This is a genomic window from Corallococcus sp. CA047B (genome assembly GCF_003612065.1).
Lineage (GTDB): Bacteria > Myxococcota > Myxococcia > Myxococcales > Myxococcaceae > Corallococcus > Corallococcus praedator.
In genome coordinates this window covers 1-6,443 of record NZ_RAWD01000434.1, presented here as the reverse complement: position 1 = coordinate 6,443, position 6,443 = coordinate 1, and the positions used below count along the sequence as shown (strand labels likewise).

Below are 6,443 nucleotides of genomic sequence, written 5' to 3'. Positions count from 1 at the left end.
GGTCCACCCCGCCCGCGCCCCGCCCGGATCCGCAGCCCGCCTCGTCTTAGCAGGAGAGAACGTCCACCATGGCCATGGGAAAGACGCCGGGCTCCTCCGACGATGAAGGCGACGGCGCGGGCTTCGCGGAGATCAACATCACGCCGCTGACGGACGTGATGCTGGTGCTGCTCATCATCTTCATGGTGACCAGCACCGTCATCACCCAGCAGGGGCCGGGCGGCGGCACCAAGACGGGCCTGAAGGTGAACCTGCCCAAGGGCGGCGCCGCGGACGTCACCGCGCGCACCACGGACATCTCCGTGGCGGTGCTGTCGGACGGCCGCTTCGTGCTCGCGGGCAACGTCGTCGCGGAGGCGGAGTTGAAGCAGGCCTTCGACAAGGCCAAGGAGCTGAACCCCGACACCGTGGTCATCGTGCAGGCGGATGAGGGCGTGTCCCACGGCACGGTGGTGCAGGTGATGGAGCTGGCGAAGCAGGCCGGCCTGGGACAGCTCGCCATCGGCGTGCGCGAAGGCAACTAGCCTCCGTCCCTCCCCCCTCCGCTCGAAAGAAAAAGGCCCCCGGCACGGATGCCGGAGGGCCTTTCGATTTTCAGCCGGGAACGGTGAGGACTAGACGGACGCGAACGCCGCGTCGGTGATGTCCATGGGGGACGTGTCCTCGGTGGCGATGAGGCGCGCGGCGTACTCCACGTTGGGCAGCACGTTGCGCGCGTACCAGAGGGCGCTGAACTTCTTGCCGTCGTAGAACGCCTTGTCCGGGTGGTCCGCGGCCACGGAGGCGGACGCCTTCTCCGCGATGACGGCCGCGTCCAGCAGCAGCCAGCCCACGGCCACTTCCGACATCATGTTGAGGAAGCGGTTGGCGGACAGCGGGATGAGCGGGAAGCGGCCCTGGTCCTGCGACCAGCCGAACAGCGCCATCGCGCTGGACATCAGGCCTTCCTGCGCGCCGGCCAGCGTCTTCACGGCCTCGCCCAGCACCGGGTGCTCGCGGTGCGCTTCCACGAAGCTGCCGACGTCGCCCATGAACTGCTGGAAGTGCGCGCCACCCGCCTGGCCCATCTTGCGGCCCACCAGGTCCATGGCCTGGATGTGGTTGGTGCCCTCGTAGATGGAGAAGATCTTCGAGTCGCGCGTGTACTGCTCCACCGGGTAGTCCTGGATGTAGCCGGCGCCGCCGTACACCTGGATGGCCTGCGCGCACAGGCGGAAGGCCTGATCGGAGCCGTAGGACTTCACCAGCGGCGTCAGCACCTCCACCTGGCCCCGGTGGTAGCTGGCCGCGTCGTCGTCCTTGCCGGCCAGCTGCCGCGCCTTGTCCAGGTGCATGGCCAGCTTGATGATCAGCGAACGGATGCCCTCCACGTGCGCCTTGATCTCCAGCAGCATGCGGCGGACGTCCGGGTGCTCGATGATGGCGGCGCGGGGCGCGGACGGGTCCTTCCACTTGGTGAAGTGCGAGCCCTGCTTGCGGTCCTTCGCGTAGTCCAGCGCGTTGTAGTACGCGGCCGACGCGAGGCTCACGCCCTGGATGCCCACGGCGATGCGCGCGCCGTTCATCATCTTGAACATCTGGCTCATGCCGACGTGCTCGACGGTGCCGACGAGCTCGCCCAGACACGCGTCGTTCTCACCGAAGTTGAGGACACAGGTGGCCGAGCCGTTGATGCCCATCTTGTGCTCGATGGACGCCACCGCCACGTCGTTGGACTTGCCCGCGGAGCCGTCCTCGTTGATGCGCAGCTTGGGGACGATGAACAGCGACAGGCCCTTGGTGCCGGCCGGAGCGCCGTCCACGCGCGCGAGCACCAGGTGGATGATGTTGCCGGCCATGTCGTGGTCGCCGCCGGAGATGAAGATCTTCGTGCCCCGGATGCTGTACGTGCCGTCCGCGTTGCGGCGCGCGGTGGACTTGGCCGCGCCCACGTCGGAGCCGGCGTGCGGCTCGGTGAGGCACATGGTGCCGCCCCACGTGCCGTTGAGCATGCGCTCCACGAACTGCTTCTGCTGCGCGGGCGTGCCGCACTCCGCGATGACTTCCGCCGCGCCGAACGCCAGGCCCGGGTACATGTTGAAGGCGGAGTTGGCGCCGGAGAGGATCTCCTCCACCGTCACCTGGAGCATCATCGGCGCGCCCTGGCCGCCGTGGTCCGGGCTCACGCCCACCGTCTTGAAGCCCTGCTCGTAGAGCTTCACCCACGCGTCCTTGAAGCCCGTCGGCGTGAAGACGGCGCCGTTCTCCACCCGGCAACCCTCGCGGTCACCCACCGAGTTGAGGGGCCCCAGCACCTCGCGCGCGAAGCGGTACGTCTCCGTGAGCACCGCCTTCGCCTCGTCCGAACCCCAGGCGTCGAAGGGTGCCTGACCCGCGACCTGGCCGAAGCCGAACTGCTCGAACAGCGTGAAGAAGATCTCTCGAAGGTCGGTCTTGTAGGTGTTGATGCCGGCGGACATGGCCACTCCTGCGTGGGGGCTCGCTGCCCCTCCCGTTTGGCGGGAAGGGGTCAGCGGCCCATCTAACTCAGGAAGTGTGGCGTCGGCTGATTTTTGAGTCAACCCTGAATGACACCCCGCGTTGAGCAGCGGTCGAAGCCGCCCTTCTCGGACGCGGGACCTGCGCTGTAAACGCCTACTTCTTGGCCTTTTTCGCGACCGGGAGAGAGGCCGTCTTGGCGGCGGGCTTCTCCCGGGGGGCCGTCTTCTTGGACGAGGCGCCAGTCCTGGGCTCGTCCGAGTCCTCGTCCTCGTCGTCCTCTTCTTCAGGGGCGGAGGGGGCGCTGGAGGTGGCGGCTTCCGAAGTCGAGGCCTGGGGGGCCGGGACGACCAGGCTTTCGCGAGGCACCTCCACCACGATGGGGGACTGGCCGGAGCGCTGCCGGTTCTCGTCCTCCAGGGAGTAGAAGAGCTGGATCTGCGAGCCGCCCTTCATGACGAGCTCGCCCTTCTGGTTCTCCGCCCAGAGGTCGATTTCGACGAAGTACCGGCCGCCGGAGCCGTGGCGGTCGCTCACCCGGCCCTTGCAGACCACGGTGTCGCCCGGCCACACCATCTTGATGAAGCGGACGTTGTAGCGGCGCAGCTGGCCGCCGCGCGCCCAGTCGCTGATGAGCTGGCCGAGCATGCCCATGACGAGCATGCCCGGGGCGTAGACGGACGGCATGCCCACGCTCTTGGCGTACAGCTCGTCCACGTGCACCGGGTTGTAGTCGCCGGAGGCGCCCGCGTACCGGGACAGCTGCACGCGGTCCACCGGGGCCTTCGCCAGCGCCGGAAGCTCGTCACCGACGCGGATGGATTCGAAGTAGAGCTTGCGCGCGGGCATCAAACGTTCTCCTTGGCGGCCCGGACGACGAGCGTGCGGCGGGCGCGGAAGACGAGGTTGCCCTCCTCGTCACGGCCTTCGTCCTCGATGACCGCGATGTCCATCTTCCCGGACATGTTGGGCCGCTCGAAGACATCCGAGACGCGGGTGGACACGTAGATGCGGTCCCCCGCGAAGATGGGCCGCTCGTAGTCGAACCCCTGTTCGGCGTGCAGCAGGCTCTTGATGCCCACCCCCAGGAGCTCCCGCAGGTCCGCGGCGGAATGGAACGACGCGGGAAACGTGGGCGGCGCGACGATGGTGGGGTAGCCCGACGCGCGAGCGTACTCCTCGTCGTAGTAGATGGGATTGTAGTCGCCAATCGCCTCGGCGAAGCGCCGGATGGCGCCCTTCTCCACCTCGTTGAGCGTCGGCGGCGAGGCGCGGCCAATCGCATTCTTGTCCAGCATTTCCCTCTCCTGATGAGTCTTCAGCGGCCTGCCGGAAGCTCGAGCACCGTCAGGAGCCCTGCTTCCGCGGCCGTCAATCGTGGCGCGGCATTCACCAGCGCGTTCGCGGTGGCCCGGTCGCCCGCCACTCCCCCCGGGATTTCCAGCACCAGTCTGGGGTCCGCGTCGATTTCGATGCGGTCCCTTGGATCTTCCGCCCCCACCGCGATGGTCAGCTCCAGGCGCACCCGCTCCTGACCCTCCTCCAAACCCACCACGGACTGGAACATGCCCGCGACGCGGCCTTTCTTCACCACAAATGCGCCGCCGGTGATGTCCTCCTCGGCGAACACGGGCGCGACCTCCTCCTCGAAGTCGTCGCAGTCCAGGCCCAGGCCCAGCGCGGCCAGCGCCGCGGACTCAATCAGGCCCACGTGGCCCAGCTCCTCGCGGTCCACCAGATCGAAGAACTCCTCCTCCGACAGGCCCGCGCCCACCTTGCGCTGCAGGGCTTCACGCCGCGTGCGCGCGTCCACCACCCGGCTCACCGTCGCCTTGCGCACCGGGCCGCACACCTGCCCCGCGGTGGCCACCAGCCGGTCGAGCACGAAGCCCGGATTGACACCGGTGCCCACGATGGCGACGCCCGCCTTCTGCGCCGCGCGCTCCAGCTTCTCCGCCAGCTCCGGGTACTTGAGGTACGGGAACGCCAGCTCCTCGCAGGTGCTCGCCACCGGAAGGCCCAGCTTCAGCGCCTCCATCAGCTGGTCCATCACCTGCGCGAGCCGCGAGCTGGTGGCGTGCAGCACCACCACGCCCTTGCGGCGCCCCACCGCGCGCTCCAGCGACTCGGAGATCTTGAAGCGCGGACCCGCCTGCCCCAGCACGTCACCCAGCGGGCGCCCCACCAGCGTCGGCTGCGGATCCACCGCCCCGATGAGCTCCACTTCCTGGGATGACAGGGCCGCCTTGGCAATCTCCTGCCCGATGAACCCCAGCCCCATCACCACGACCGGCACTGGCCCATCAGGGGCTTTAGCCATCGGAAATTGCTCCCGAATTCCAAGGGGTTACAAGCATTTACGGCGGGTAGGCATGCACCATAGAACACGCTTCCGCAGGCAGGCAAGCGTGACGTGGAGTCCGGAGACCACGGGTTTCAGTGAATCTTCAAGAATTCCGGTGGTTTAGCGGCACTGGAAAGCTTGGGGGGGCCTGTCTGGCTGCCTTCGAACCGGCTATAAGACTCTGAGAATAACGCAGCTGACTCGCTCGGAGCGTGCGGATCCATGGCTCGAATCCTCGTGGTGGACGACGACGTGCTGATCCTCGCCGCGCTGTCCCGCATCCTCCAGGCCGAGGGTTACCAGGTCGTGACGCACAGCGACCCGGTGCTGGCGGCGCGAGAGCAGGGCTTCGACGTGGTGCTGACGGACTTCATGATGCCGTACCTCAACGGCGTCGAGCTGCTGTCCGCGCTCCGGGAGAAGAACCCCAAGGCGGTGCGGCTGATGCTGACCGCGGCGGCGGACTTCAAGATAGCGTCGGAGGCGGTGAACCGGGGTGAGGTGTTCCGCCTGCTGGGCAAGCCGTGGGCGTTGAGCGAGCTGACGAGCAGCGTGCGGCAGGCGGTGGAGCATCGCCGGCTGGTGGAGGCCAACGAGCGGCTGACGCGCGAGGTGGCGGACAAGAACGAGGAGCTGCTGGAGATCAACCAGGACCTGGAGCGCCGGGTCATCGAGCGCACCGCGGGGCTGCTGGACGGGCTCATCAGCGCGTTGGACTACCGGGACACGGAGACGCAGTGGCACTCGCGGCGCGTGTCGCTGTACGCGCGGCGGCTGGCGCAGGAGATCGGCCTCTCCGGACCGGCGCTGGACGTGGTGGAACAGGGCGCGCTGTTGCACGACATCGGGAAGATTGGCGTGCGCGACTCCATCCTGCTCAAGCCCGGCCCGCTGACGCCGGACGAGTGGGTGGAGATGAAGCAGCACCCGGAGTTCGGCTACCGGATGCTGGCGAAGATGCCCTACCTGCACGAGGCGGCGCTCATCGTCCTGCAGCACCAGGAGCGCTGGGACGGCAAGGGCTATCCGCTGGGGCTCAAGGGCGCGGACATCGTCGTGGGCGCGCGCATCTTCTGTCTGGTGGACACGCTGGACGCCATCACCTCCGACCGCCCCTATCGCAAGGGCCGCCCCATGAGCGTGGCGCGCGACGAGGTGCGCCGGTGCGCGGGAACACAGTTTGATCCGGCACTCGCGGAGGCCTTCCTCAATTTACCGGAGACGGAGTGGGCCCGCATCCGCCGCGAGGTGGAGGTGATGGAGGAGGCGGAGAACCGCCGGTGGAACGGCGGGCAGCTCAACGCGAAGGGCGAGACGGAGCCCGCGCGCGCCAGCGGGGCCTGAAGTTTCGTCCTACGGGGCGTGCGTGCCGACGATGACGTCGTCGATGACCGTGCCCTCCAGCAGCGCATCCACTGTGTCCATGCCGGCGACGACCTCGCCGAACACCGTGTAGCGGCCGTCCAGGTGTGGCTGTGGTGCGTGGGTGAAGAAGAACTGGCTGCCGCCGGTGTCCTTGCCCGACAGCGCCATGCCCACGACGCCGCGCGTGTACGGCCGGCGCGTCATCTCACAGCGGATGGAGTGCCCCGGGCCGCCCTCCCCGTCCCCGCGTGGATCC

Annotated in this window: 7 protein-coding genes; 2 read left to right on the top strand and 5 right to left on the bottom strand. The window is 68.1% G+C overall.

The window, feature by feature from the left end; genetic code table 11:
• Positions 1 to 68: 68 nt before the first annotated feature.
• The gene (locus tag D7X74_RS38135; protein WP_120537881.1) at positions 69 to 524 is read left to right on the top strand and encodes a biopolymer transporter ExbD; all 456 of its coding nucleotides are present in this window, start codon (positions 69 to 71) and stop codon (positions 522 to 524) included.
• A 90-nt stretch (positions 525 to 614) separates the two neighbouring features.
• On the opposite strand, the gene D7X74_RS38130 is transcribed toward D7X74_RS38135, so the two are convergent.
• The 4 genes from D7X74_RS38130 to D7X74_RS38115 form a co-directional block, all read right to left on the bottom strand.
• A complete protein-coding gene (locus D7X74_RS38130) occupies positions 615 to 2,459 on the bottom strand; it encodes an acyl-CoA dehydrogenase (RefSeq protein WP_120537880.1) in 1,845 nt (614 codons plus the stop codon).
• A gap of 175 nt (positions 2,460 to 2,634) precedes the next feature.
• Positions 2,635 to 3,327, bottom strand: a complete 693-nt coding sequence (locus D7X74_RS38125) for a MaoC family dehydratase (RefSeq protein WP_120537879.1) — start codon at positions 3,325 to 3,327, stop codon at positions 2,635 to 2,637.
• Entirely contained in the window at positions 3,327 to 3,776 is a 450-nt protein-coding gene (locus tag D7X74_RS38120; RefSeq protein WP_120537878.1) for a MaoC family dehydratase N-terminal domain-containing protein, read from the bottom strand. The genes D7X74_RS38125 and D7X74_RS38120 overlap by 1 nt, the downstream gene beginning before the upstream one ends.
• A 20-nt stretch (positions 3,777 to 3,796) precedes the next feature.
• Positions 3,797 to 4,798: a dihydrodipicolinate reductase gene (locus D7X74_RS38115; protein ID WP_120537877.1), complete on the bottom strand. Its 1,002-nt coding sequence runs from the start codon at positions 4,796 to 4,798 to the stop codon at positions 3,797 to 3,799.
• A 246-nt stretch (positions 4,799 to 5,044) separates the two neighbouring features.
• On the opposite strand from D7X74_RS38115, the gene D7X74_RS38110 reads away from it, so the two are divergent.
• Positions 5,045 to 6,166: an HD domain-containing phosphohydrolase gene (locus D7X74_RS38110; RefSeq protein ID WP_120537876.1), complete on the top strand. Its 1,122-nt coding sequence runs from the start codon at positions 5,045 to 5,047 to the stop codon at positions 6,164 to 6,166.
• 9 nt (positions 6,167 to 6,175) lie between these two features.
• Here the strand turns inward: D7X74_RS38110 and D7X74_RS38105 are convergent.
• Positions 6,176 to 6,443, bottom strand: a 268-nt coding sequence (locus tag D7X74_RS38105; RefSeq protein ID WP_199741993.1) for a peptidylprolyl isomerase, incomplete at its 5' end; no start/stop codon positions are given.

Coding starts and splice junctions, on each gene's coding strand:
- D7X74_RS38115 (WP_120537877.1), bottom strand. CDS start 4,798: ATGGCTAAAGCCCCTGATGGGCCAGTGCCGGTCGTGGTGATGGGGCTG.
- D7X74_RS38110 (WP_120537876.1), top strand. CDS start 5,045: ATGGCTCGAATCCTCGTGGTGGACGACGACGTGCTGATCCTCGCCGCG.
- D7X74_RS38135 (WP_120537881.1), top strand. CDS start 69: ATGGCCATGGGAAAGACGCCGGGCTCCTCCGACGATGAAGGCGACGGC.
- D7X74_RS38130 (WP_120537880.1), bottom strand. CDS start 2,459: ATGTCCGCCGGCATCAACACCTACAAGACCGACCTTCGAGAGATCTTC.
- D7X74_RS38120 (WP_120537878.1), bottom strand. CDS start 3,776: ATGCTGGACAAGAATGCGATTGGCCGCGCCTCGCCGCCGACGCTCAAC.
- D7X74_RS38125 (WP_120537879.1), bottom strand. CDS start 3,327: ATGCCCGCGCGCAAGCTCTACTTCGAATCCATCCGCGTCGGTGACGAG.